At 56.6% G+C, this 23,983-nt stretch carries 26 protein-coding genes; 19 read left to right on the top strand and 7 right to left on the bottom strand.

All coding sequences use genetic code 11. The features are described from left to right. Window positions 1-39: 39 nt before the first annotated feature. Genes C7387_RS12550 through C7387_RS12540 form a run of 3 tightly spaced genes read left to right on the top strand, consistent with a single transcriptional unit; the run spans window position 40 to window position 2,991 of the window. Entirely contained in the window at window positions 40-1,392 is a 1,353-nt protein-coding gene (locus C7387_RS12550) for an MFS transporter (RefSeq protein ID WP_244922373.1), read from the top strand. Beyond that, window positions 1,370-2,137, top strand: coding sequence for an electron transfer flavoprotein subunit beta/FixA family protein (locus C7387_RS12545; RefSeq protein ID WP_120816811.1), 768 nt, complete (start codon window positions 1,370-1,372; stop codon window positions 2,135-2,137). Before C7387_RS12550 ends, C7387_RS12545 begins: the two co-directional genes overlap by 23 nt. Beyond that, window positions 2,134-2,991 carry an electron transfer flavoprotein subunit alpha/FixB family protein gene (locus C7387_RS12540; RefSeq protein WP_120816810.1) on the top strand — a complete coding sequence of 286 codons (858 nt, stop codon included), beginning with the start codon at window positions 2,134-2,136 and terminating at the stop codon, window positions 2,989-2,991. The genes C7387_RS12545 and C7387_RS12540 overlap by 4 nt, the downstream gene beginning before the upstream one ends. Here the strand turns inward: C7387_RS12540 and C7387_RS12535 are convergent. The 4 genes from C7387_RS12535 to queD form a co-directional block, all read right to left on the bottom strand. After that, window positions 2,988-3,563: a glycerol-3-phosphate responsive antiterminator gene (locus tag C7387_RS12535; protein ID WP_006818511.1), complete on the bottom strand. Its 576-nt coding sequence runs from the start codon at window positions 3,561-3,563 to the stop codon at window positions 2,988-2,990. The two genes, C7387_RS12540 and C7387_RS12535, sit on opposite strands and share 4 nt — an antisense overlap. Window positions 3,564-3,585: 22 nt before the next feature. Beyond that, window positions 3,586-3,858 (bottom strand): ferredoxin family protein, encoded by a 273-nt coding sequence (locus C7387_RS12530; RefSeq protein ID WP_166791106.1) that lies wholly within the window; start codon window positions 3,856-3,858, stop codon window positions 3,586-3,588. Beyond that, window positions 3,849-5,120 (bottom strand): FAD-dependent oxidoreductase, encoded by a 1,272-nt coding sequence (locus C7387_RS12525; RefSeq protein WP_166791107.1) that lies wholly within the window; start codon window positions 5,118-5,120, stop codon window positions 3,849-3,851. The genes C7387_RS12530 and C7387_RS12525 overlap by 10 nt, the downstream gene beginning before the upstream one ends. Window positions 5,121-5,258: 138 nt before the next feature. Further along, complete coding sequence (gene queD / locus C7387_RS12520; protein ID WP_006818514.1) at window positions 5,259-5,624, bottom strand: 6-carboxytetrahydropterin synthase QueD; 366 nt, start codon at window positions 5,622-5,624, stop codon at window positions 5,259-5,261. Between the two features lie 300 nt (window positions 5,625-5,924). Between queD and cysJ the strand changes: the two genes are divergently transcribed. From cysJ to cysH, 3 genes are all read left to right on the top strand, one after another. Then, window positions 5,925-7,724 carry an NADPH-dependent assimilatory sulfite reductase flavoprotein subunit gene (cysJ, locus tag C7387_RS12510; protein ID WP_120816808.1) on the top strand — a complete coding sequence of 600 codons (1,800 nt, stop codon included), beginning with the start codon at window positions 5,925-5,927 and terminating at the stop codon, window positions 7,722-7,724. Then, window positions 7,724-9,436: an assimilatory sulfite reductase (NADPH) hemoprotein subunit gene (gene cysI, locus C7387_RS12505; protein ID WP_006818516.1), complete on the top strand. Its 1,713-nt coding sequence runs from the start codon at window positions 7,724-7,726 to the stop codon at window positions 9,434-9,436. The genes cysJ and cysI overlap by 1 nt, the downstream gene beginning before the upstream one ends. Window positions 9,437-9,536: 100 nt before the next feature. Beyond that, entirely contained in the window at window positions 9,537-10,271 is a 735-nt protein-coding gene (gene cysH, locus C7387_RS12495) for a phosphoadenosine phosphosulfate reductase (protein WP_006818517.1), read from the top strand. A gap of 53 nt (window positions 10,272-10,324) precedes the next feature. Here cysH and C7387_RS12490 read toward each other — a convergent pair whose 3' ends face one another. Continuing rightward, window positions 10,325-11,362: an aminopeptidase gene (locus tag C7387_RS12490; protein ID WP_120816807.1), complete on the bottom strand. Its 1,038-nt coding sequence runs from the start codon at window positions 11,360-11,362 to the stop codon at window positions 10,325-10,327. A 238-nt stretch (window positions 11,363-11,600) separates the two neighbouring features. On the opposite strand from C7387_RS12490, the gene cysD reads away from it, so the two are divergent. The 12 genes from cysD to rpoS all read left to right on the top strand — a co-directional run bounded on the left by cysD (window position 11,601) and on the right by rpoS (window position 21,333). Further along, a complete protein-coding gene (cysD, locus tag C7387_RS12485; RefSeq protein WP_006818519.1) occupies window positions 11,601-12,509 on the top strand; it encodes a sulfate adenylyltransferase subunit CysD in 909 nt (302 codons plus the stop codon). A gap of 9 nt (window positions 12,510-12,518) precedes the next feature. Then, on the top strand, window positions 12,519-13,946 hold the full coding sequence (cysN, locus tag C7387_RS12480; RefSeq protein ID WP_120816806.1) for a sulfate adenylyltransferase subunit CysN: 1,428 nt from the start codon (window positions 12,519-12,521) through the stop codon (window positions 13,944-13,946). Next, window positions 13,946-14,551 carry an adenylyl-sulfate kinase gene (gene cysC, locus C7387_RS12475; RefSeq protein WP_120816805.1) on the top strand — a complete coding sequence of 202 codons (606 nt, stop codon included), beginning with the start codon at window positions 13,946-13,948 and terminating at the stop codon, window positions 14,549-14,551. Before cysN ends, cysC begins: the two co-directional genes overlap by 1 nt. Window positions 14,552-14,606: 55 nt before the next feature. After that, complete coding sequence (locus C7387_RS12470) at window positions 14,607-14,933, top strand: DUF3561 family protein (RefSeq protein ID WP_006818522.1); 327 nt, start codon at window positions 14,607-14,609, stop codon at window positions 14,931-14,933. Between the two features lie 152 nt (window positions 14,934-15,085). Next, on the top strand, window positions 15,086-15,397 hold the full coding sequence (gene ftsB, locus C7387_RS12465; RefSeq protein WP_006818523.1) for a cell division protein FtsB: 312 nt from the start codon (window positions 15,086-15,088) through the stop codon (window positions 15,395-15,397). Between the two features lie 22 nt (window positions 15,398-15,419). After that, on the top strand, window positions 15,420-16,130 hold the full coding sequence (gene ispD / locus C7387_RS12460) for a 2-C-methyl-D-erythritol 4-phosphate cytidylyltransferase (RefSeq protein ID WP_038255311.1): 711 nt from the start codon (window positions 15,420-15,422) through the stop codon (window positions 16,128-16,130). Further along, window positions 16,130-16,609, top strand: a complete 480-nt coding sequence (gene ispF, locus C7387_RS12455) for a 2-C-methyl-D-erythritol 2,4-cyclodiphosphate synthase (RefSeq protein WP_006818525.1) — start codon at window positions 16,130-16,132, stop codon at window positions 16,607-16,609. Before ispD ends, ispF begins: the two co-directional genes overlap by 1 nt. Continuing rightward, the gene (gene truD, locus C7387_RS12450; protein ID WP_006818526.1) at window positions 16,606-17,655 is read left to right on the top strand and encodes a tRNA pseudouridine(13) synthase TruD; all 1,050 of its coding nucleotides are present in this window, start codon (window positions 16,606-16,608) and stop codon (window positions 17,653-17,655) included. The genes ispF and truD overlap by 4 nt, the downstream gene beginning before the upstream one ends. After that, window positions 17,636-18,397 (top strand): 5'/3'-nucleotidase SurE, encoded by a 762-nt coding sequence (gene surE, locus C7387_RS12445; protein WP_006818527.1) that lies wholly within the window; start codon window positions 17,636-17,638, stop codon window positions 18,395-18,397. The genes truD and surE overlap by 20 nt, the downstream gene beginning before the upstream one ends. After that, window positions 18,391-19,017, top strand: a complete 627-nt coding sequence (locus C7387_RS12440) for a protein-L-isoaspartate(D-aspartate) O-methyltransferase (protein ID WP_006818528.1) — start codon at window positions 18,391-18,393, stop codon at window positions 19,015-19,017. Before surE ends, C7387_RS12440 begins: the two co-directional genes overlap by 7 nt. A 171-nt stretch (window positions 19,018-19,188) precedes the next feature. Then, the gene (gene nlpD, locus C7387_RS12435; RefSeq protein ID WP_237723245.1) at window positions 19,189-20,280 is read left to right on the top strand and encodes a murein hydrolase activator NlpD; all 1,092 of its coding nucleotides are present in this window, start codon (window positions 19,189-19,191) and stop codon (window positions 20,278-20,280) included. A gap of 60 nt (window positions 20,281-20,340) precedes the next feature. Further along, window positions 20,341-21,333, top strand: a complete 993-nt coding sequence (gene rpoS, locus C7387_RS12430; protein ID WP_006818531.1) for an RNA polymerase sigma factor RpoS — start codon at window positions 20,341-20,343, stop codon at window positions 21,331-21,333. Window positions 21,334-21,382: 49 nt separating this feature from the next. Here rpoS and C7387_RS12425 read toward each other — a convergent pair whose 3' ends face one another. Next, window positions 21,383-21,763, bottom strand: a complete 381-nt coding sequence (locus C7387_RS12425) for a DUF4440 domain-containing protein (RefSeq protein ID WP_120816804.1) — start codon at window positions 21,761-21,763, stop codon at window positions 21,383-21,385. Beyond that, a complete protein-coding gene (locus C7387_RS12420) occupies window positions 21,760-22,965 on the bottom strand; it encodes an MFS transporter (protein ID WP_120816803.1) in 1,206 nt (401 codons plus the stop codon). Before C7387_RS12420 ends, C7387_RS12425 begins: the two co-directional genes overlap by 4 nt. A gap of 108 nt (window positions 22,966-23,073) precedes the next feature. Here C7387_RS12420 and C7387_RS12415 point away from each other — a divergent pair, with 108 nt between their 5' ends. Further along, the gene (locus tag C7387_RS12415; RefSeq protein WP_006818534.1) at window positions 23,074-23,979 is read left to right on the top strand and encodes a LysR family transcriptional regulator; all 906 of its coding nucleotides are present in this window, start codon (window positions 23,074-23,076) and stop codon (window positions 23,977-23,979) included. Window positions 23,980-23,983: the final 4 nt, after the last annotated feature.

The raw sequence follows: 23,983 nt of genomic DNA, 5'->3' as shown, positions 1-23,983 counted from the left end.
GGGGAGCCGTTCCTTTTACCGGAAAATGAAGGGGTAGCAATGAACACTTCACCGGTGCGAATGGATGATTTACCCCTTAACGGTTTCCACTGCCGGATAGCCGGGCTGACCTTTGGCGCGCATCTGACGGACGGCTACGTATTGGGGGTGATTGGCTATGCGATGATCCAGTTGGTTCCTGCTATGCAGCTTTCGCCGCTGCAGGAGGGGCTCATTGGCGGCTCCGCGCTGATTGGCCTGTTTATCGGCAGCCTGACGTTAGGCTGGCTCTCTGACTACATCGGACGACAGAAGATTTTCACCTTCAGCTTTTTGCTGATTACCCTCGCATCCTTTTTGCAATATTTTGCCAGTACGCCGGAGCAGCTTTTCTGGCTGCGGGTATTGATAGGGTTTGGCCTTGGCGGAGATTACTCCGTTGGGCATACGCTGCTGGCCGAGTTCTCACCACGCCGCCATCGCGGCATGTTGCTGGGGGCGTTCAGCGTGGTCTGGACGGTGGGATACGTGCTGGCAAGCTTGATGGGGCACTGGCTTATTCAGGGGGAACCCGATGCCTGGCGCTGGCTGCTGGCCTCGGCGGCGCTGCCATCGCTCATCATTACGCTTTTACGCTGGGGCACACCGGAATCTCCTCGCTGGCTTATGCGTCAGGGGCGGATCGCCGAGGCATATGCGGTGGTACATCGTCATCTTGGGCCAAATGTACTGTTGGGGGATGAAGTGGCTGTCGCCAGTACCCGGCATATCAGTGCGCTGTTTTCCGCACGTTACTGGCGACGGACCCTGTTCAACAGTCTGTTCTTTGTCTGTCTGGTTATCCCGTGGTTTGTCATTTATACCTGGCTTCCGACCATCGCTACCACGCTGGGGCTGGAAGATGCACTCACTGCCAGCCTGATGCTGAACGTGTTGCTGATTGCCGGTGCGGTTCTGGGGTTATGGCTCACCCACCGGTTAACGCGGCGGCGCTTTCTGCTGGCAAGCTTCGCTATGCTTGCCGCCACGCTGACTATGATGGCGTTTCTTCCGGCAGGAAGCACCTTCGCACTGTTGCTGCTGTTTATTCTGTTCAGCACCACAATTTCAGCTGCAAGCAATCTGGTGGGGATACTGCCTGCTGAAAGCTTCCCAACCGATATTCGCTCGTTGGGGGTGGGATTCGCCACCGCAATGAGCCGCCTGGGTGCTGCTATCAGCACCGGTTTATTGCCCTGGGCACTTTCGGCGTTGGGAATGCAGGTAACGCTACTGCTGCTGGCAGGCGTATTGCTGGTGGGCTTACTGGTGACCTGGCTGTGGGCTCCCGAAACGAAGGATCTGTCTCTGGTCGCAGCCGGAAATGGCGATAAAAAACAGGGAGCAATCAATGAACATTCTGTTCACGTTTAAAGCCGAGCCCGATCTCGGCATGCTATCCACGCTGGAGTGGCAGGCAGCAGCACGGCAGGGCGGGCCTGATACTTCGGCGCTGCCGGTGAGTCCTGGCGCCGATGAACAAACGGCGGCCGCGATTTTACTGGCGCAGGTGAAGACGAACAACGCGCTGAAGCTGACAGCGCTGACCCTCGGTGACCAGCGGGCGCTGCACTGGCTGCGTTATTTTGCCGCGCTGGGTTTTGAGAAAAGGATCCTGATCGAAGCGGACAATATTCACCGCTTCGCTCCTGAAACGGTGGCCCGCCAGATAGCCCGGCAGCAGGGAATAAACCATGCTGAGCTTATCGTCACCGGCAGCCTCAGCAGTGAAGGGCAGAACGGGCAAACGCCGTATCTGGTTGCGGAAATGCTCGGCTGGCCGTGCCTGAGTCAGGTGACCGACTTCAGTGTAGAACCCCCGTTTGTCGTGGTGCAGCAAAAGACCCGTCGCTGCCGGGTGCGACTCCCGGCCATCATTGCGGTCTGTCAGACCGGTGCACCGGCGATGCCGGTACCGGGAATGCGACAGCGGCTTGCTGCCGCAAAATCAGACATTATCCGTGAGCCACTGGCTTTTGAAGAGAGTCCGCGCACAACGGTAGTCAGTACGCAGACACCGCCGCCGCGAGGCGCAGTGACGATGATCGATGGGGCTACGGCGCAAGAGAAAGCGCAGACGTTGTGGCGGAAGTATTTGCAACCCAGGATGGTGAAATGAATATTGCGCTGGTGCTGTTGGATGAAAATAGCGAGCAAGAGATCGCCCGAACGCTGACGAGAGGGAGCCTTGTTACCGAAAGCCTGGGGCGCTGGCGGGTGACATCGCCGGTAACGGTAGCAGAGCAGTTGCTGGATGTGCTGGTGGAACAGTGGCGACAAACGCCGGTTCAGGCATTGCTGTTCCCTCCCGGCCCCCTGGGGGATGAACTGGCAACGCGGCTCGCCTGGCGGTTGGGCGGTAGCAGCGTTTGCCAGGCGTTGTCGTTCGATGCTAATACGGGACAGGTTAGTAAAGCGACGTACGGCAACGGGCTGGTGGCAACTCTGACGCTGAGTGCCTCGCCGTATTGCCTGTCACTGGCGCGCCAGCCTGGCGGCAAGGTAGACATCCCTCTGCAATATTCCAGCGAATGTGCAATAACACCGACACCCTTACCGGCGTGGCTTTGTGAACTTAGTCCGTCAGCAGTCGCAGCTGCCCATCCGCTCACTGAATCTCCCTTTGTGCTGGCGGTAGGACAGGGTGCAGAGGAGGTGGATGAGTACCGTATTCAGCAATACGCAAACGCCCTGGATGCCGAGGTTGGCTACAGCCGCGCGCGGGTGATGAATGGCGGCGTTGATGTCGATCGCACGCTCGGGATTTCCGGGCATTTATTGGCGCCAGAGGTGTGTATTGTTGTCGGCGCGTCCGGTGCGGCGGCCTTTAGTGCCGGAGTGCGTCATAGCCAGTTTATTGTTGCAATCAACCAGGATCCGCAGGCCGCTATTTTCACTATTGCAGATGTCGGGATTGTTGATGACTGGCCGTCGGTGCTGACGGCCCTGGTGGAATGCGCAAAGGTGGATTAGCTCAGCTGTTTTGCCAGTTTCCAGACGTCAATATTGGTGGTAGAAAGCGCCGCCGCCCCTGCGCTTATCGCGTTGCGGGCATCCTCTTCATCACACACAAGGCCGCCTGCAATCAGCGGCTGGCGAATTTTCTCTGTGACCCAGCCCAGTACTTTTGGCATACAGCCGGGTAAAATCTCAATACAGTCGGCATTCGACTGCGCCACCTGCTTATCGATGTTATGAAATGAGATAGAGTCGACAATAAACAGGCGATGAATACAGAAGTACCCCTCTGCGCGTGCGGCTTTCAACATGGCGGCTTTGGTGCTGATGATGCCGTCCGCTTTGGTCACCAGCTTGAGAAACTGGATGACTATCTCTTTATTCGATGCGCCTTCCAGCAGGTCGACGTGGATAAACGCATATTTTCCGGCGCTTTTAATTTTTTGCACAATACCGCTGATGGTGCAGATGTTGCCGTAAAGCACCGAGATAAACTGACAATCAGAATCGATAGCAAGCTGCAGGCTGGCATTGTCTTTTACCGCCGCGATTATCGGGTTCTGGCGAAGCAGGTGTAAGAGGGGCATGGTTTTCTTTCCTGTATATCAATCAGCCAAAACGCAATGTAATACCGAAACCGCCTTCAGGATACCCCCAGCGCACCAGCGTTTTTTCATCGCACAATAACCGGCAGGTTCCGCACTCAAGACAACCCCGGTAATCAACCTGCAGCGCTCCCAGCGTTGTCAGAGTGAATAATCCGGCGGGGCAGGCGTTAATCAGCGTTTGAGCCATCTCGCGCGGGGGATTGTCTGCAACGACGATGTGCGGTTGTTCAGAGGAGCGCCACTGATTGCGACTTAAAGCCGGGGTTACAGGCATTTCAGGCTCCTTAGCATATCGACGGCAAGCCCGCGTAGTCCGTGACGACGAGCATGACGCCACAGCAGCTGTGGTAAAAGAGGGGTCGGATCCGGACTCGCCTTGAAAAGATCGCGGGCAACGTCGTTCATCAGCGCTGGCCACTGACGATACCAGCCGGGGCGTTGCAACAGTTCTGGAACGCTGGCATAGCGGCTCAGCAGCGGCCATAGTGTGCTGCGTTCAATGGCGCGATGGTAGAGCGTGAAGAGATTCTGCGGGGCATCTTGCTGGCAGGCATAGATGAGGGCGTTGGCCGCGGCTTCGGCGCTGAGCAGGGCGGTATCCATACCTCGCACCGTAAACCCGGTGTTGATGCAGGTGCGCAGCGCATCACCCACCAGCAGCCAGCCTTCTCCACCAAACTGGCGCGGCATGCTGTGCTGTCCCCCTTCAGGGACCAGGTGGGCGCCGTACTCCAGGGTTTCACTACCACGTAATAATGGGCGGAGTGCCGGGTGTGATTTCAGACGAGCCAGTAACTCTGTGGCCGGGTAGCTGCCCTGGGTGATGGAGGAGAGCGGGCAGACCACGCCGAGCGACAGCGTGTGTTGGTTAGTATAAAGAAACGCCCCGGCGGGTAAGGTACCGCAAATCTCTCCGCTGAACAGGTGCGCCGCGCCGGTATTCTCTTCCAGCAGGAAGCGGGATTCGAGGGTCGCTTTGTCCATCGCCAGCACCTCTTTGATACCAAGCGCCATGGTGGTACGCGAAGGCTTCTCCAGTAGGCCGTGCCGTTCTGCGAGCACGCTGTTTGCGCCTTCGGCCAACACCACATAACGTGCGCACAGGGTTTCGCCTTCGCAGTTAACCCCGCTGATGCGCCCATTCTCTTCAAACAGGGAGTCAACCGTCACCCCAGTCAGACACTGCACTCCACTGGCTTCGGCCTGGCTCATCAGCCATGGATCAAAACGTGCGCGTAGAATGCTCCAGGAGTCGCCTTCCGGCTGGAGGCTGGTAAAGGTACTGGCGGCGTCAGGGGTTAGTAGAGAGAGGCTTTCCCGGGTGATGCGGCGTTCAAGGGGGGCGCTGTCTGTTGCCTGAGGCAGCAGGTCGTTAAGGGCGTAAGTATAGAGGCGACCGCCGGAGAGATTTTTACTGCCGGCCTGCTCGCCGCGCTCAATCAGGAGAACGTTTAGCCCCGCCCGGGCGCAGCGCAGCGCACAGGCAGAACCGGCAATCCCTGCGCCGATGACAATAATATCGAAATCGTCAGCCATGTTATGCTCCAGAAGGATGGAACTGGAAACCCTACCCGTCATACTTCAAGTTGCAACTGCGTTGGCTGCAACTCGAATTATTTAGGGTATAACATGGTGTTATTTCTCTAAAATTGACCCGCGACACAAAGCATTCGATCACTCGCCGCGATAGACGCAACCTGCGGTACAGGTCTCTTTAATCATCACCGCGCTAAGCAGGGGAACCACCGGCTTTACCTGATCCCAAATCCATTTTGCCAGCACTTCGCTGGTCGGGTTTTCGAGACCCGGAATATCGTTCAGGTAGTAGTGATCGAGACGATCGTAGGTCGGTTTAAACGCCGCTTTCAGATCGGCGAAGTCCATGATCCAGCCCGTGTGCGGATCGACATCACCCGTTATCTCAAGACGCACCATGAAGGAGTGACCATGCAGGCGACCGCATTTATGGCCCTTCGGGACGTGTGGCAAATGGTGTGCGGCTTCGAAGGTGAAATCTTTAAACAGTGTGGTGGACATCATGAAACTCTCTGTAGTGCGGAAAAAACCGGCGGATCATACCGGAAAGCATCTTTTTTCTCATTAACTAAAACCGTCATGATCGCACAGGGGGGGATGATGGGGTGAGAAATTACTGGTTTTCCAGATAATTCATAGAGTTATTCAATCGATTTTCCTGTTAACAAGTATGACTAAAACAGGTTAGTCCGTTTGGTTATTAATTATTTCCATCCCTTCTTTAATTGTTATTATCCAGAAAGTTACCCTTACCTTCAGTTTGGGTTTTTCTGCTTTAGCTTTAATACTGGAACATAACAACGAATGACGACACAGGCCCCACCTTCGCAACTGCTGCCGTTGAATCCGGAGCAGCTGGCTCGCCTGCAGGCAGCCACCACCGATTTATCACCGACCCAGCTTGCCTGGGTGTCTGGCTATTTCTGGGGCATGCTGAATCAGCAGCCCGGCGCGGTTGCCGCAGCTCCGGCGCCTGTGGCTGAAACGCCTTCCATCACTCTGCTTTCGGCATCCCAGACCGGGAATGCCCGCCGCGTGGCCGAACAGCTGCGCGATGACCTGCTTGCCGCTGAACTGAACGTGAACCTGGTGAATGCCGGGGATTATAAATTTAAGCAAATCGCGTCAGAAAAACTGCTGGTCGTCGTGACCTCAACGCAGGGTGAAGGTGAACCGCCGGAAGAGGCCGTTGCGCTGCATAAGTTCCTGTTCTCAAAGAAAGCACCAAAACTCAGCGACACCGCGTTTGCTGTTTTCGGTCTTGGCGATACCTCCTATGAGTTCTTCAGCAAAGCGGGCAGCGATTTCGACAGCAAGCTGGCTGAACTGGGCGGTGAACGGCTGCTCGACCGGGTAGATGCGGATGTTGAATACCAGACCGCTGCCGCCGAATGGCGTGCGCGGGTGGTGGACGTTCTGAAAGCCCGTGCGCCAAAATCCGCTTCCCCGGCCCTTGCCGCCAGCGGTGCGGTCAACGAAATTCATACCAGTCCCTATACCAAAGAAGCGCCGTTGACGGCGACGCTCTCCGCGAACCAGAAGATCACGGGCCGTGATTCAGAAAAAGATGTGCGTCACCTCGAGATTGCGCTGGGTGACTCCGGCCTGCGCTACCAGCCGGGCGATGCGCTTGGAGTCTGGTATCAGAATGACCCGGCGCTGGTGAAGGAGCTGGTCGAGCTGCTGTGGCTTAAAGGTGACGAACCGGTGATGGTGGATGGCAATACGCTGGCGCTTGCTGAGGCTCTGCAATGGCATTTCGAGCTGACGGTGAACACCGCCAATATCGTTGAGAACTACGCCCAGTTGACCCGTAGCGACGCGTTGCTGCCGCTGGTGGGTGATAAAGCGAAGCTCCAGCACTACGCCGCGACAACGCCAATCGTTGATATGGTGCGCTTTGCCCCGGCACAGCTTGATGCCGGAGCGCTTATCGGCCTGCTGCGCCCGCTGACGCCGCGTCTGTACTCAATCGCATCCGCACAGGCAGAAGTCGAAAACGAAGTGCATGTAACGGTAGGCGTCGTGCGTTATGACATCGAAGGCCGCGCCCGCAGCGGCGGTGCTTCCGGCTTCCTCGCTGACCGGCTGGAAGAGGACGGTGAAGTGCGCGTCTTTATCGAGCACAACGATAACTTCCGTCTGCCTGCAAATCCGCAGACCCCGGTGATTATGATTGGCCCGGGCACCGGTATTGCGCCGTTCCGCGCCTTTATGCAGCAGCGTGCGGCGGAGGGGGCAGAAGGTAAAAACTGGCTGTTCTTCGGCAATCCGCATTTCACCGAAGATTTCCTCTACCAGGTGGAGTGGCAGCGCTACGTCAAAGACGGCGTACTGAGCCGCATCAGTCTTGCCTGGTCGCGTGACCAAAAAGAAAAAGTCTACGTACAAGATAAACTGCGCGCAGAAGGCGCAGAGCTGTGGCGCTGGATCAATGACGGTGCCCACATTTATGTCTGCGGCGACGCCAATCGTATGGCGAAAGACGTTGAGCAGGCTTTGCTGGAAGTGATTGCCGAATTTGGCGCGATGGACGCCGAAGCGGCGGACGACTATTTAAGTGAGCTGCGCGTTGAGCGCCGTTATCAGCGAGATGTTTACTAATGAGTGAAAAACACCCCGGACCTTTAGTGGTCGAAGGCAAGCTGAGCGATGCTGAGCGCATGAAGGTTGAAAGCAACTATCTGCGCGGAACCATTGCAGAAGACCTGAACAACGGCCTGACCGGCGGATTCAGCGGCGACAATTTCCTGCTGATCCGTTTTCACGGTATGTATCAACAGGACGACCGCGATATCCGTGCCGAGCGCGCAGCGCAGAAGCTGGAGCCGCGTCATGCCATGCTGCTACGCTGTCGTCTGCCGGGCGGTATTATCACCACCACCCAGTGGCAGGCGATTGATAAGTTTGCTGCCGATAACACCATTTACGGCAGCATTCGAATCACCAACCGCCAGACGTTTCAGTTTCACGGCATTCTGAAAAAGCACGTTAAACCGGTGCATCAGATGCTGAACTCGGTAGGGCTGGATGCGCTGGCAACCGCCAACGACATGAACCGTAACGTGCTGTGTACTTCCAACCCCTACGAGTCGCAGCTGCATGCTGAGGCTTACGAGTGGGCGAAAAAGATCTCTGAGCATTTGCTGCCGCGGACTCGCGCCTACGCCGAGATCTGGCTCGATCAGAAAAAGGTTGCCACGACCGATGAAGAACCGATCCTCGGCCAGACCTATCTGCCGCGTAAGTTCAAAACAACGGTGGTGATCCCGCCGCAGAACGATATCGATCTGCACGCGAACGACATGAACTTTGTGGCGATCGCCGAAAATGGCAAGCTGGTGGGCTTTAACCTGCTGGTGGGTGGCGGTCTGTCTATCGAACACGGTAACAAGAAAACCTACGCCCGTACCGCGAGTGAGTTTGGGTATATTCCGCTTGAACACACGCTGGCGGTGGCAGAGGCGGTGGTCACGACCCAGCGCGACTGGGGTAACCGTACCGATCGTAAAAATGCCAAGACAAAATACACGCTTGAGCGTGTGGGTGTCGAGACGTTCAAAGCGGAAGTGGAGCGACGCGCTGGTATCACGTTCGCGCCCATTCGCCCGTATGAATTCACCGGTCGCGGCGATCGTATCGGCTGGGTGAAAGGGATTGATGATAAATGGCATCTGACGCTGTTTATTGAGAACGGCCGTATTCTGGATTATCCGGGGCGTCCGCTGAAAACCGGCTTGCTTGAGATCTCAAAGATCCACAAAGGTGAGTTCCGCCTGACCGCCAACCAGAATCTGATCGTGGCCGGTGTGCCGGCAAGCGAAAAAGCGAAGATCGAAAAACTGGCGCGTGAGCACGGCCTGATGGCGGCGGTAAAACCGCAGCGTGAAAACTCCATGGCCTGCGTCTCTTTCCCGACCTGTCCGCTGGCGATGGCCGAAGCCGAACGCTTTTTGCCGACTTTCGTCGATAAAGTGGAGGCGATTATGGGCCGTCACGGCGTGGGCGAGGAGCATATTGTACTGCGTGTGACCGGCTGCCCGAACGGCTGTGGCCGCGCGATGCTGGCGGAAGTCGGGCTGGTGGGTAAAGCGCCGGGGCGCTACAACCTGCACCTGGGCGGCAACCGTGCGGGTACGCGCATTCCGCGCATGTATCGTGAAAATATTACTGAGTCAGAAATTCTCGACAATATTGACGAACTGGTAGGGCGCTGGGCGAAAGAGCGCGAAGCAGAGGAAGGCTTCGGTGACTTTACGGTGCGTGCGGGCATCATTCGCCCGGTGCTCGACCCCGCCCGTGACTTCTGGGAATAACTGTCATTCTGCCGGGTGCGGCTGCGCCTTACCCGGCCTACCCGATGATGTTACCCCGTAGGCCTGATAAGCGCAGCGCATCAGGCAAAGTGAGGAATCTATGTCTGCACTCGATCTGAACGCCTTAAACCAACTGCCGAAAGTTGAGCGTGTCATGGCGCTGGCGGAAACCAACGCCGCGCTGGAAAAGCTGGACGCGGAAGGCCGCGTCGGCTGGGCGCTGGAGAATCTGCCCGGCGAGTATGTGCTCTCTTCAAGCTTCGGTATTCAGGCGGCGGTGAGCCTGCATCTGGTGAATCAGATTCGCCCCGACATTCCGGTTATCCTGACGGATACCGGCTACCTGTTCCCCGAAACCTATCAGTTTATCGATGAGCTAACCGATAAGCTGAAGTTAAATCTACAGGTTTATCGCGCGTCCACCAGTCCGGCGTGGCAGGAAGCACGCTACGGTAAGCTGTGGGAACAGGGTGTCGAAGGGATTGAGAAGTATAACGACATCAACAAAGTTGAGCCGATGAACCGTGCGCTAAAGGCGTTGAAGGCTCAAACGTGGTTTGCCGGTCTGCGCCGGGAGCAGTCTGGTAGTCGGGCACATCTGCCGGTGCTGGCCATTCAACGTGGGGTATTTAAAATCCTGCCGATTATCGACTGGGATAACCGCACGGTTTATCAGTACCTGCAAAAACATGGCCTGAAATACCATCCGCTGTGGGACCAGGGTTATCTCTCCGTTGGCGACACCCATACGACCCGTAAATGGGAACCGGGGATGGCGGAGGAAGAAACTCGCTTCTTCGGCCTGAAGCGCGAGTGCGGGCTGCACGAAGGGTGATACTTTCCCTCCCTTCCCCGTAAGGGAGGGAAGGGCATCTGACCTCATCTTGATTACCCGCCTTTCGCCAGCTCTTTCAGCAGCGGTTGCATCACTTTCACCACGTCACGGCTGCGGTGGGCGATGCGGCCTGGCAGGGTTTTGTCGATGTATTGCTGATTATCGAGGCGGATATCGTGCCAGCTGGTGCCGTCCGGGTACGCGCGGGATTTCGCCCGTTGCTGGTAACCATCTTTTTTGCCCAGCGACCAGTTGGTGGCTTCGACGTAAAGCACCGGGATCCCCGCCTCATCAAACACATCACCGTCGTTACAGCAGCCGGTGCCTTTCGGATAGTTGGGATTCAGGCCAGGGTTGATAGCGGCAAGCACGCCATGGCTGCGGGCAATGGCCAGCGCCCGGTCACGAGTCAGCTTGCGAACCGAAGCCGGGGTTTTCTTCCCGCTGTTGAAATAAAGCTTGTCACCCACCACCAGGTTGTCGAGATTAATCACCAGCAGCGTGTTCTTGCGCTCTTCTGCGCTCATGCGTTTCAGCAGGTTCGCCGCACCCAGCTTGCCTTCTTCTTCGCCGCTGGTGGCGACGAAGCGAATACCGTACTGCGTTGGCGTATTTTTCAGATTATTTGCCAGTTCGAGCATCACGCCAAGGCCCAGCGCGTTATCGTCGATGCCCTGCAACGTCAGGCCACCCAAATTGTTCTCGCTGTCCACATCATTGAGCGGTGCATAGGTGTCGAGGTGTGCCATCACGATTATCTGTTCCCGCGATTTCCCCTCATGGGCCGCGATCACCGTACTGCCGGTGACGTTGTGCCAGGTCTGGCGTTTATCTTTCGCGGTATAGATGTAGCGGCTGTTAAAGGTGCGGATATCGCTCTGGTAGCCCATCGCGGCAAACTGCTGGCGTAGATAGTCTGCTGACAGCATTTCAGCCGGAGAGCCAGTCATGCGGCCGGGGAAATAGGTGGCAATATAGCGAGCCTGGGTGTTCGCCATCTCTCCGACGGGTTTGGTCGCTGCCTGTACCGGGAGGGCGAAACATGCGCCGAGCGCCAGAGGAAGCAGGCGTTGGCACAATGCGGAAAACATAACGTGTCCTTACCGTTCAAAATATTATGACTGCACTAGTATGAAACTGTGACCCGCGCTACACAATTTCATTTGCTCTTAAATCCCCGTAAATTCTCGCGTTAAGCACTTTTTGATATTTCTATTCCTGGCGGGTTATTCCTTTGAGGAACTACTCATTCCATTTCGTAATTTCATTTGCTCTAAACCGCGCCCTATAGTCGCTTCTAATACGTACAGAAAGGCTTAAGGAACGGTAATGGACCAAAAACGACTCACCCACTTGCGGCAGCTGGAGGCGGAAAGCATCCACATTATCCGTGAAGTGGCCGCCGAATTTTCCAACCCGGTGATGATGTACTCCATCGGGAAAGACTCAAGCGTGATGCTGCATCTGGCACGCAAAGCCTTTTATCCGGGCACGCTGCCGTTCCCGCTGCTGCACGTGGATACCGGCTGGAAATTCCGTGAGATGTATGAGTTCCGTGACCGCACCGCCAAAGCCTACGGCTGCGAGCTGCTGGTGCATAAAAACCCGGAAGGCGTGGCGATGGGGATTAATCCGTTCGTTCACGGTAGCGCCAAGCATACCGATATCATGAAAACCGAAGGGCTGAAGCAGGCGCTGAACAAATACGGTTTTGATGCCGCGTTTGGCGGCGCGCGCCGCGATGAAGAGAAATCCCGAGCCAAAGAGCGTATTTATTCCTTCCGCGATCGTTTCCACCGTTGGGATCCGAAAAACCAGCGCCCGGAGCTGTGGCACAACTACAACGGTCAGATTAACAAAGGTGAGAGTATTCGCGTCTTCCCGCTCTCCAACTGGACCGAGCTGGATATCTGGCAATATATCTATCTGGAAAATATTGAGATCGTTCCGCTGTATCTCGCCGCCGAGCGTCCGGTGCTGGAGCGCGACGGGATGCTGATGATGATCGATGACGATCGTATCGATTTACAGCCGGGCGAAATGATCAAAAAACGGATGGTTCGCTTCCGTACCCTGGGCTGCTGGCCGCTGACGGGAGCGGTGGAATCCGACGCGCAGACGCTGCCGGAAATCATCGAAGAGATGCTGGTTTCAACAACCAGTGAACGTCAGGGCCGCGTTATCGACCGCGACCAGGCAGGCTCCATGGAGCTGAAAAAACGCCAGGGTTATTTCTAAGGAGCCGTCATGAATACCACTATTGCTCAACAAATTGCCGATGAAGGCGGCGTTGAGGCGTACCTGCACGCTCAGCAGCACAAAAGCCTGCTGCGCTTTTTAACCTGCGGCAGCGTCGATGACGGGAAAAGCACGCTGATTGGCCGACTGCTGCACGATACGCGGCAGATTTACGAAGATCAGCTCTCTTCATTACACAACGACAGCAAGCGTCACGGTACGCAGGGCGAGAAGCTTGATTTAGCGCTGCTGGTGGATGGCCTGCAGGCCGAGCGCGAGCAGGGCATCACCATCGACGTGGCGTACCGCTATTTCTCGACCGAAAAACGCAAATTTATTATCGCCGACACCCCGGGGCATGAGCAGTACACCCGTAATATGGCGACCGGTGCATCGACCTGTGACCTGGCGATCCTGCTTATCGATGCGCGTAAAGGCGTGCTCGATCAGACCCGTCGCCACAGCTTTATCTCCACGCTGCTGGGCATTAAGCACCTGGTCGTGGCGGTGAACAAAATGGATCTCGTGGACTTCAGCGAAGAGAAGTTCAACAGCATTCGTGAAGAGTACCTGACGTTTGCCGCAGAGCTGCCTGGTAACCTCGATATTCGCTTTGTGCCGCTGTCCGCGCTGGAAGGCGACAACGTGGCAGGGCAGAGTACGAGCATGCCGTGGTATAGCGGTCCAACGCTTCTCGAAGTGCTCGAGACCGTAGAAATCCAGCGCGCGGTGGAGCTGCAGCCGATGCGCTTCCCGGTGCAGTACGTGAACCGCCCGAACCTTGATTTTCGCGGCTACGCCGGCACTCTGGCCTCAGGCACCGTGCAGGTTGGTCAGCGAGTGAAAGTGCTGCCTTCAGGAGTGGAATCGAGCGTGGCGCGCATCGTCACCTTCGACGGCGACCTTCAGGAAGCCGGTGCAGGAGAAGCGATTACGCTGGTACTGAAAGATGAAATCGACATCAGCCGTGGCGACCTGCTGGTCGATGCCGGTGCATCGTTACCGGCGGTGCAGAGCGCCAGCGTGGATGTGGTGTGGATGGCCGAACAAGCCCTGCAGCCAGGGCAATCCTACGATATTAAAATCGCCGGGAAGAAAACCCGCGCCCGCGTGGATGCGGTGCAGTATCAGGTTGATATCAACAACCTGAGCCAGCGTGAGGTGGATAACCTGCCGCTGAACGGCATTGGGCTGGTTGATTTAACCTTCGACGAACCGTTGGTGCTCGATAAATATCAGGAGAACCCGGTCACCGGTGGGCTTATCTTTATCGACCGTCTGACGAACGTGACGGTGGGCGCCGGTATGGTGCGCGAGCCGCAAAGCGAAGCGTCGGCAACGGCATCCGGGTTCAGCGCCTTTGAGCTGGAGCTGAATGCGCTGGTACGTAAGCACTTCCCGCACTGGGGCGCACGCGACCTGCTGGGAGGACGCTGATGGCGCAGCATGACGAAAACGTCGTCTGGCATCCGTATCCGGTCACACGTGAACAGCGTGAACAGCTCCACGGCCACCGTGGGGTTGTGCTGTGGTTTACCGGGCTCTCTGGTTCGGGGAAATCGACCGTCGCCGGTGCGCTGGAAGAGGCGCTGTATCGCCTCGGCGTCAGTACGTATCTGCTGGATGGTGACAATGTGCGTCATGGCCTGTGCCGTGATTTGGGGTTCAGCGATGATGCGCGTAAAGAGAATATCCGACGGGTAGGAGAGACGGCGAAGCTGATGGTTGATGCCGGGCTGGTGGTATTGACGGCATTTATCTCTCCGCACCGGGCTGAACGGCAGATGGTTCGCGAACTTATCGGTGAAGACCGTTTCTTCGAGGTCTTTGTTGATACGCCTTTGGCGGTGTGTGAAGCCCGCGATCCTAAGGGATTGTATAAAAAGGCGCGCGCCGGAGAACTACGGAATTTTACCGGTATAGATTCAGCGTATGAATATCCAGATGCCCCAGAAATTCACCTTCAGGGTGAACAATTGGTAACAAATTTGGTTAACCAATTATTAGATCTCCTCCGACGAGACGATATCATCAGATCCTGAGACAGCGCCGGATAACAATATTACTTATCCGGCCAGTCAGGTTACAGGATTTGATATGCGCGATAGCAGCCAGAACATCAGTATTACCCCAGGACAATCGCTCACCCAGAGTGAGGAAACGACGTGGTCACTGCCAGGTGCGGTCGTTGGCTTCCTGTCCTGGCTGCTGGCGCTTGGGATCCCGTTTCTGATTTACGGCGGCAACACGGTCTTCTTTCTGCTTTACACCTGGCCCTTCTTCTTAGCGTTGATGCCTGTCGCCGTGGTGGTGGGCGTTGCGCTACACTCTTTGTTAAATAGTCGACTGCTCTATAGTCTTCCGGCAACCATACTGACGGTAGTCGTGCTTTTCGGCCTGCTTTTTTACTGGCTGATGGGCTAAACGGCGGCAGATGAATGGCTGGGCTGCAACGAGGCATACGTGCTAGCGGATAAAATGTGGTACATTTCCCGCGAGTACGCGGCATCGTCCGCGCCCGGGGTAGAGTACCCGGACAAGATATGGGATGATGATGCCGTTTTTCAGGGGGCAGGATGGGTAAACTAACGCTGCTATTATTGGCTTTGCTGGTCTGGCTGCAGTATTCGCTGTGGTTTGGCAAAAATGGTCTGCATGACTACAGCCGGGTCAACGATGATGTCGCCGCACAGCAGGCAACTAACGCCAAACTCAAAGCACGTAACGATCAGCTTTTCGCCGAAATTGACGACCTCAACGGCGGTCAGGAAGCGATTGAAGAGCGCGCACGCAACGAACTCAGCATGACTCGCCCGGGCGAGACGTTCTATCGTCTGGTGCCGGACGCCTCTAAACGCAATCAGGGTTCCTCGCAGACGAATCGATAGACACGTGTTCCAGGATTAAAACATGGCAGCAACTACTCCGGGCGTTTGCGCCGTGGTCCCGGCAGCCGGATTTGGCCGCCGCATGCAAACGGAATGCCCTAAACAATATCTCTCAATCGGTAACAAAACGATTCTTGAACATGCGGTCGCAGCACTGCTGGCGCATCCGCGTGTTCAGCGGGTGGTGATAGCCGTTAGCGCCGGTGATGCGCGCTTTCAGGCGCTACCCCTTTCTTTGCATCCGCAGGTCACCGTTGTAGAAGGCGGGAACGAACGCGCCGACTCGGTGCTGGCGGGCCTGAAAGCGGCCGGTGATGCCGAGTGGGTGCTGGTGCACGACGCCGCACGCCCCTGCCTGCATCAGGATGACCTCGAACGACTGCTCAAACTCAGTGAGACCAGCCGGGTTGGCGGTATTCTGGCAGCCCCCGTGCGCGATACCATGAAGCGCGGCGAACCGGGAAAAGCGGCCATTGCCCATACCGTTGACCGTAATGACCTCTGGCACGCCCTGACGCCGCAATTTTTCCCCCGCGAACTGCTGATAGACTGCCTGACGCGCGCCCTCGATGAAGGGGCGACAATCACCGACGAAGCCTCGGCGCTCGAATATTGTGGTTTCCATCCAGAGCTGGTGGCGGGCCGTGCTGATAATATTAAAGTCACGCGTCCGGAAGACCTGGCGTTGGCAGAATTTTACCTTACCCGATCTGAACACCAGGAGACGGCATAATGCGAATTGGACACGGTTTTGACGTACACGCTTTCGGCGGTGAAGGCCCGATTATTATTGGTGGCGTACGTATTCCTTACGAGAAAGGGCTGCTCGCCCACTCTGACGGCGACGTCGCGCTGCACGCGCTGACCGACGCGCTGCTTGGTGCGGCGGCGCTGGGCGATATCGGCAAACTTTTCCCTGATACCGATCCGGCATTTAAAGGCGCAGACAGCCGTGAGCTGCTGCGCGAGGCCTGGCGTCGTATTCAGGCCAAAGGCTACAGCCTGGGTAACGTCGATATCACTATTATCGCGCAGGCACCGAAAATGCTGCCGCACATTCCGCAGATGCGCGTGTTTATCGCCGAAGATCTTGGCTGCCATATGGACGACGTCAACGTGAAAGCCACCACCACCGAAAAGCTCGGCTTTACCGGTCGCGGCGAAGGCATTGCCTGCGAAGCCGTGGCGCTACTGCATAAGGCGAAGCCATGATTGCGTTTGACGACCTGACGTACCTGCACGGTAAACCGCAGGGGCAGGGAATGCTTAAAGCCAATCCGGAAGATTTTCTGGTGGTGGAGGATCTGGGCTTTGCGCCAGATGGCGAAGGCGAACACATTCTGGTGCGCATTCGTAAAAACGGCTGCAATACGCGTTTTGTCGCTGACGCGCTGGCGAAGTTCCTCAAAATTCATGCCCGGGAAGTGAGCTTCGCGGGGCAGAAAGATAAGCATGCCGTTACCGAACAGTGGCTGTGCGCCCGGGTGCCGGGCAACGCGATGCCGGATCTCAGCAAGTTTGAGCTTGAAGGCTGCCAGGTGCTTGAGTACGCGCGGCATAAGCGTAAGCTGCGACTGGGGGCACTGAAGGGGAACGCCTTCACGCTGATCCTGCGGGAAGTCACCGATCGTAACGATGTGGAAGCCCGTCTGCAGGCTATCGTTGAACGCGGCGTGCCTAACTACTTTGGCGCTCAGCGCTTTGGTATCGGCGGCAGTAACCTGCACGGCGCGCTGCGTTGGGCGGAGAACGGCGGCCCGGTTCGCGATCGCAACAAACGCAGTTTTTGGCTTTCTGCCGCACGCAGCGCCTTGTTTAATCAGATAGTCAGCGATAAATTAAAAAAAACAGACTTTAATCAAGTTGTTGACGGCGATGCGCTACAATTAGCGGGGCGCGGCAGCTGGTTTGTAGCGACGGTCGAAGAGCGCGACGAACTGCAGGCTCGGGTGGACAATCGTGAGCTGATGATTACGGCGGCAATGCCGGGTAGCGGCGACTGGGGCACGCAGCGCGCGGCGCTGGCCTTTGAGCAAAGCGCGTTGGCGCAAGAAACGCTCCTGCAATCGCTGCTGGTGCGCGAAAAGGTGGAAGCCTCCCGTCGTGCCATGCTGCTTTACCCGCAACAACTGAACTGGAACTGGTGGGATGACGTCACCGTTGAGCTGCGCTTCTGGCTGCCAGCGGGAAGTTTTGCCACCGGTGTGGTAAGGGAACTTATCAATACAACAGGTGATTATGCGAATATTGCTGAGTAACGATGACGGGATCCATGCACCAGGCATTCAGACGCTGGCGAAAGCGCTGCGCGAGTTTGCCGAGGTACAGGTTGTAGCACCCGATCGTAACCGCAGCGGGGCGTCGAATTCGTTGACGCTGGAATCTTCGCTTCGTACCTTCACGTTCGAAAATGGCGATATTGCCGTCCAGATGGGGACGCCGACCGACTGCGTCTACCTTGGCGTCAATGCGCTGATGCGTCCTCGTCCTGATATCGTGGTGTCCGGCATCAATGCGGGCCCCAATCTCGGCGATGACGTTATCTATTCCGGGACCGTTGCCGCCGCAATGGAAGGGCGTCATCTCGGTTTCCCGGCTCTTGCCGTTTCGCTTAATGGCCACCAGCATTATGACACCGCAGCGGCAGTGACCTGCTCAATTCTGCGGGCGCTGGCGCGTGAACCGCTGCGTACCGGGCGCATCCTCAACATCAATGTGCCGGATCTGCCGCTGGAGAAGATCAAAGGGATCCGCGTCACCCGCTGTGGCAGTCGACACCCGGCCGATCAGGTTATTCCGCAGCAGGATCCGCGCGGTAACACGCTCTACTGGATAGGGCCACCGGGCGGTAAATGCGATGCAGGTCCGGATACGGACTTTGCCGCGGTGGATGAAGGCTATGTGTCGGTGACGCCGCTGCACGTTGATTTAACGGCTCACCATGCGCAGGAGGTCGTGGCAGGTTGGCTGGACCGCGTGGGAGTTGATGCGCAATGGTAAGTCAACGCGTACAAATCCTGCTGAATCAATTACGCGCTCAGGGAATTCACAATGAGCTCGTGCTTGAGGCTATTGCGCAGGTGCCGCGGGAAAAGTTTATCGATGAGGCGTTTGAACACAAAGCGTGGGAGAACGTTGCGTTACCCATTGGCCAGGGGCAAACCATCTCTCAGCCTTATATGGTCGCGAGAATGACCGAGCTGCTGGAGCTTACCGAGGAGTCGCGGGTGCTGGAAATCGGCACCGGCTCTGGCTACCAGACGGCGATCCTGGCACATTTAGTTCATCATGTTTGCTCGGTGGAACGTATAAAGAGCCTGCAATGGCAGGCACGCCGTCGTTTAAAACAGCTTGATTTACATAACGTCTCTACCCGCCACGGCGATGGCTGGCAGGGCTGGCAGGCGCGTGCGCCGTTTGACGCTATCATTGTGACCGCAGCGCCACCGGAGATCCCGACGGCGCTGATGTCGCAGCTGGCTGAAGGCGGTATTCTCGTGCTGCCGGTTGGCGACGAACTGCAGTGGTTAAAGCGGATTCGTCGGCGGGGGAGCGAATTTATTATTGATACCGTGGAGGCCGTTCGCTTTGTGCCATTAGTCAAAGGCGAACTGGCGTGATATCAGGAGTTTTCCTGGTTTAATGAACGTGTGTTCGGGCGTAGGGTAAGCACATTTTTCAGTGCCTTACCGGCGCGTCGCACGGTAAAGAAGATCTAACTTATTCCTGGGGGATAAATGAGCGCGGGAAGCCCAAATTTTACCTTAAGCCGTATTGCGGCGTTATCGCTGGTGTCATTCTGGCTGGCGGGTTGTACAACGACAAATAATGCCCCGGCGCCTGTGTCCTCTGTAGGTGGCAACGCCTCCTCCAGCACCAGCTCCGGAATGCTCATCACGCCGCCGCCGAAAATGGGCAACACCGCCACATCGGCACCGGTAGCACAGCCACAAATCCAGCCGATGCAAACGCAGACTATGCCTGCGACTCAGGCTCCGGCACAGCAGGTTGCACAGCAGCCCGTGCAAACTAATGCAGACGGGCGTATCGTTTATAACCGTAAATACGGTGATATTCCGAAGGGCAGCTATACCGGCGGCAGCACCTATACGGTGAAGCGCGGTGACACGCTGTTCTATATTGCCTGGGTGACCGGCAACGACTTCCGTGACCTTGCCGAGCGCAACAATATTCCTGCCCCATACGGCCTGAATGTGGGGCAAACCCTGCAGGTTGGCAACGCTTCAGGGCAGCCAATTACCGGCAATAACGCGGTGGCAGCGGCAAGTGTTCAGGCCAGCAGCGGCTCTCAGGGTATGGTCACGAAACCTGCACAAAATTCCAGCGCAGTGGTTGCTTCTAAACCAACAATTACGTATTCTGAGGATTCAGGTGAACAAAGTGCTAACAAAATGTTGCCTAATAACAAGCCTGCGACTACGGTCACAGCGCCTGTAACGGCACCTGTTGTGAACACAGCCCAACCAACTGCGAGCAGTACGTCTACCAGTTCGCCAATTTCATCGTGGCGCTGGCCGACTGACGGCAAAATTATCGAACAGTTCTCGCAAAACGGGAATAAAGGTGTCGATATCGCAGGCAGTAAAGGACAGGCAATCGCCGCGACCGCTGATGGACGCGTCGTCTATGCCGGTAACGCACTGCGTGGTTACGGTAATCTTATTATCATCAAACACAACGATGATTACCTGAGCGCCTACGCCCATAACGATACGATGCTGGTCCGGGAACAACAAGAAGTTAAGGCGGGGCAAAAAATCGCTACCATGGGTAGCACCGGAACCAGTTCTACACGCTTGCATTTTGAAATTCGTTACAAGGGGAAATCCGTAAACCCGCTGCAGTATTTGCCGCAGCGATAATTCGGCGGAGCATGGCCTAACTGCCTGTTCCGCGCAGGGATCACGGGTAGGAGCCACCTTATGAGTCAGAATACGCTGAAAGTTCATGATTTAAATGAAGACGCGGAATTTGATGAGAACGGAACAGAGGCTTTCGACGAGAAGGCCTTGATTGAAGAGGAACCCAGTGATAACGACCTGGCCGAGGAAGAGCTGTTATCTCAGGGTGCCACACAGCGTGTGCTGGACGCGACTCAGCTTTATCTTGGAGAGATTGGATACTCTCCACTGCTAACGGCCGAAGAAGAAGTCTATTTTGCACGCCGTGCGCTGCGCGGAGATGTCGCTTCCCGCCGCCGGATGATAGAGAGTAACCTGCGTCTGGTGGTGAAGATTGCCCGTCGTTACAGCAATCGTGGTCTGGCTTTGCTGGATCTGATTGAAGAGGGCAATCTGGGACTTATCCGTGCCGTTGAGAAGTTTGACCCGGAGCGCGGGTTCCGTTTCTCGACGTATGCGACCTGGTGGATCCGCCAGACCATCGAACGGGCGATTATGAACCAAACCCGTACGATCCGTTTGCCGATCCACATCGTCAAAGAGTTGAACGTCTATCTGCGTACCGCGCGTGAGTTGTCCCACAAACTGGACCACGAACCGAGTGCGGAAGAGATTGCCGAGCAGCTGGACAAACCGGTTGATGACGTTAGCCGTATGCTGCGTCTCAACGAGCGCATCACCTCGGTCGACACCCCGCTGGGTGGCGATTCCGAAAAAGCGCTGCTGGACATCCTGGCCGATGAAAAAGACAACGGCCCGGAAGACACCACGCAGGACGATGACATGAAACAGAGCATCGTCAAATGGCTGTTCGAACTGAACGCCAAACAGCGTGAAGTGCTGGCACGTCGTTTCGGTCTGCTGGGGTATGAAGCGGCAACGCTTGAAGATGTTGGTCGTGAAATCGGCCTGACTCGTGAACGCGTTCGCCAGATTCAGGTTGAAGGTCTGCGTCGCCTGCGTGAAATCCTGCAGGGGCAAGGTCTGAATATCGAAGCGCTGTTCCGCGAATAAGCAAAGTTCTTTCAAAAAAAGGCCAGTCATCGACTGGCCTTTTTCTTTGTTATTCCCCCGCGCGTGTTTCCTGCAGTAAGCGCCAGCACACTCGCCCCTCCTGCAAACGAAAGACCGCCGTTGACCAGCGAACGTTCTGGCCTTGCTCCGGAAGTGTCTGAAGTTCACGGTATTTCACTACCGCGCCGTCAGGCCACTCGGCGACGATGTCCATACTATCAATAACAATCTTAAGCCCGGGACGCGCCTGTTTCTGTGTCAGAAAAAAACTTTCCAGCGTACTACGGTCGAGCGTTGAACCGTTCAGCGCGATCATCGTAAAGTCAGCTGCAAAGCGTGACAGCAGCGTTTGTGGGTGACCTTCTCCCTGACCTAGCCAGTTCTCAATAGCGATGTGAGCATCAATAACTTCAGTGATATAGCGGTTCATACACGTTCCCGTTCAGTCGTAATATGTTGGATAACCGCCCGGTTATCCAGGCGAAGGCAAAACAAAAGCGGAATCAGCGTCAGCGTTGCGGCGAGCGCGAAGGTCCACGAACAGGCGACCGCCATTGGTAAAAATGCGGCCAGTCTGTCGAAGGTCAGGGTTAGCAGGCTGACGCCGAGACAGAAGCTGAGCTGGCGGTTCAGGTTCCACAGTGCGCTGGCGTCGGTCATATCGTGGTGGTTGATGTACATAAACGCGCTGGTTTGCGCGGTGCTGCTGCACAGGCTTCCTCCTGCTCCCATCAGCGTGAAGGCGACGACCAGCAGGGCATGATTATCGCTAACCAACAGCGCCAGCATTCCCAGCGCCTGCAGCAGACAACCGGCAATAATCAACGGTCGTGGCCCCAGGCGATTAAAATATCTTCCGGTTGTGGTGATGGCCAAAAACGATGCCAGCGACCACGGCAGCATCAGCGCACCCGCGGCGGCAGGGGACAGGCCGATGATGGTCTGTAGCCAGAACATGCTGACCACGCTGACGCCGATAAAAATCCCCGGCACGCAAAGGTAAATCAGCATCGCAAAGCGTAGCAGCGGATCGCGAAGCAAGGAAAGGCGCAGCAGAGGGCGCGGCCCGCTGGCATTTTTCCCCGGCTTCAGCCAGCATCCGGCGAGCAGCAGCGTTATTAGCGACAGCGGTACGCTTGCGAAAAATACCCATCGCCAGCTGAGGGTCTCCACCAGTAAACCGCCCGCCGCCGGCGACAGCGCGGGCGCCAGCAGGCCCACCAGCATAACCGCTGCTGAAAGTCTGGCCCGTTCATGAGGTTTATAGAGCTGCCAGGCCAGCGCTTGTCCCACCGGGATCAACAAACCGCCGCCAGCTCCCTGAACAATACGCCAGGTCACGAGTGTAGCCAGTGAACCGGCAAACCCTGACGCCACCGCCCCCAGGCTGAAGACCAGCAGGGAAAGCAGAAACACGCGCTTTGCGCCCAGGTGCCTGGTGAGCCAGGCGCTGAGAGGGATGGCCAGCGTCAGCCCGATAATATAGCCATTATTCACCCACGCCAGCCCGGCGACCGTGGCCTGCAGGCTGTGCGACATCGCAGGCCAGGCGACGCTCGCGATAAACATATTGATAAGATCGAGGAAGAACCCCAGTAGAAAAATTACCGCCACCTTGCTGCGATACGTCATAGCGCCTCCATAAATACACAGGCGTACTGTAATGAGCGAAGGGCGGCGGATAAACGGTGACGGAACAGATATACTGTCAAAATATTTTTGACAGTATGACGAGTGACTATGCTGAATTTGCAACGCATGACCATGTTCGTCGCGGTAGTAGAGGCGGGGAGTTTTACCGCGGCGGCGGACGTACTTGGGCAAACCAAAGCGGTGGTGAGCTTTAATCTTCGCCAGCTGGAAAGCGAGCTTGGGGTGACGCTGTTGCTGCGTTCTACTCGCCGCCTGACGCTGACGGAAGCCGGCGAGACCTTCTATCGCCGCGGCGTTTCACTGCTGCAGGAAGCGGAAAACCTGCAGGATGAGGTGCGGGCAAGCCACCATGGCCTGCGTGGCGAACTGCGTATCACCACCACGCCGGAATACGGTTGCCGGACGGTTATTCCGGCGCTCGCGGCGTTCAGCGAACAGCACCCGGATCTGCGCATCCGCCACGTCTCTTCTTCTCAACATGCAGACCTGATTTCAGAGCGCTTTGATGTGGCCATTCGCCTTGGTACGCTGGCGGATTCCCGCTATCGGGCATCGCTTATCGCCCGGTTTGCAATTATCCCGGTGGCCTCTCCTGGCTGGCTGGCACAGCACCCAATGAATTCGCTTCAGGATTTGAGCGAAGCGGGATGGATTATTCATAACCGCCTGTCGTCGCCGCTGCGCTGGACATTGACGGATGCGCTCCAGCAGGAGGTGGCGTTTGAAATTACTCAATCACCGCGTCTCTATGCGGACAGCGCTGCCGCGTTGCTGGCATTTGCTAAGGCGGGCAGCGGCGTTGCATTGTTGCCGGAATGGCTGGTTGGTAAAGCACTGGCAGAGAAAGCGCTGGTAGCGCTGCTGCCGGAGTATCGTTTTCCTCAACAGGGTATTTATGCGGTTTACCCCGATGCCAGACATGTTCCGGCAAAGGTGCGTGCGTTTATTGATTTCCTGCGGGAGAGAGAAACGACCGGGCCACGTGAAGTCTGACCCG

Source organism: Yokenella regensburgei, from assembly GCF_003634235.1.
Taxonomy (GTDB): Bacteria; Pseudomonadota; Gammaproteobacteria; order Enterobacterales; family Enterobacteriaceae; genus Yokenella; species Yokenella regensburgei.
The sequence above is the reverse complement of the archived record's forward strand: the minus strand, read 5'-3'. Positions and strand labels throughout refer to the sequence as shown.